Raw genomic sequence first — 1,283 nt, forward strand, 5'->3', positions numbered from 1 at the left:
GGTTAACCTTGCCACTGAATGTAAGTCGCTGACCCATTATACAAAAGGTACGCAGTCACGGAACAAGTCCGCTCCTACTGTTTGTATGCACACGGTTTCAGGATCTATTTCACTCCCCTTCCGGGGTTCTTTTCGCCTTTCCCTCACGGTACTGGTTCACTATCGGTCGATTACGAGTATTTAGCCTTGGAGGATGGTCCCCCCATATTCAGACAGGATGTCACGTGTCCCGCCCTACTTGTCGTACGCTTAGTACCACCGGTCCGATTTCACATACGGGGCTATCACCCGCTATGGCTCCTATTTCCAGAGGATTCTGTTATCGGTCCGACTATCACGTACAGGCTCTTCCCATTTCGCTCGCCGCTACTTTGGGAATCTCGGTTGATTTCTTTTCCTGCAGCTACTTAGATGTTTCAGTTCGCCGCGTTCGCCTTGCATACCTATGTATTCAGTATGCAATACCCTAAAAGGGTGGGTTGCCCCATTCGGAAATCTGCGGATCAAAGTGTGTTTGCTCACTCCCCGCAGCTTATCGCAAGCTACTACGTCCTTCATCGCCTGTAATCGCCAAGGCATCCACCATGTGCACTTATTCGCTTGTCCCTATAACGTTAGCCTCTATCATTTGCATGACTAAAGAGCGCTACAGGGATAAGAAAGTACAACGTTGTTGCTTGTTTGTTGATACATACAATCATTACCCATCGATTTGCTTGTTACAGCAAACCGATCAATAAATAATCTTTACTTCTTCCAGATTGTTAAAGAACGAAACAGCTTTGATCGCTAAAAGATCAAACCTAAACCCAAGTCGTTGACTGGCTTACGTTTGCACTTTCAAAGTACTTGGTGGAGGATGACGGGATCGAACCGACGACCCCCTGCTTGCAAAGCAGGTGCTCTCCCAGCTGAGCTAATCCCCCTATGGGTCTTGCGTGGCTTTGACTTCTAAAAATCATCTGGCTTTGCCAGTGGTTTTTAGCTATCAACCAAACGAAAGTAGGTTTGTACTTTCGTTTGACGCTTTTACTGGTAGGGCTGGTTGGACTCGAACCAACGACCCCCGCGTTATCAACACGGTGCTCTAACCAGCTGAGCTACAGCCCCAAATGCTGTTCTTCTTTATTAACAGCCGATAAGTGTGAACATTTGATGCGTGAACCATTTAACTGGTTCGTGCAAACTCTAGAAAGGAGGTGATCCAGCCGCACCTTCCGATACGGCTACCTTGTTACGACTTCACCCCAGTCACGAATCCTACCGTGGTAAGCGCCCTCCTT

General features: G+C 47.8%; 2 tRNA genes and 2 rRNA genes. All 4 read right to left on the minus strand.

Going from position 1 to position 1,283, the window contains the following annotated elements:
• Positions 1 to 606: ribosomal RNA gene (locus IGS60_RS28190) — 23S ribosomal RNA — on the minus strand; the annotation flags it as partial.
• 244 nt (positions 607 to 850) lie between these two features.
• Positions 851 to 926, minus strand: a tRNA-Ala gene (locus IGS60_RS28195).
• Positions 927 to 1,033: 107 nt separating this feature from the next.
• Positions 1,034 to 1,110, minus strand: a tRNA-Ile gene (locus tag IGS60_RS28200).
• An 82-nt stretch (positions 1,111 to 1,192) separates the two neighbouring features.
• Positions 1,193 to 1,283 (minus strand): 16S ribosomal RNA (locus IGS60_RS28205); the annotation flags it as partial.

Origin of the sequence: Janthinobacterium sp. FW305-128, from assembly GCF_020858135.1 — a bacterium.
Taxonomy (GTDB): domain Bacteria; phylum Pseudomonadota; class Gammaproteobacteria; order Burkholderiales; family Burkholderiaceae_D; genus Janthinobacterium.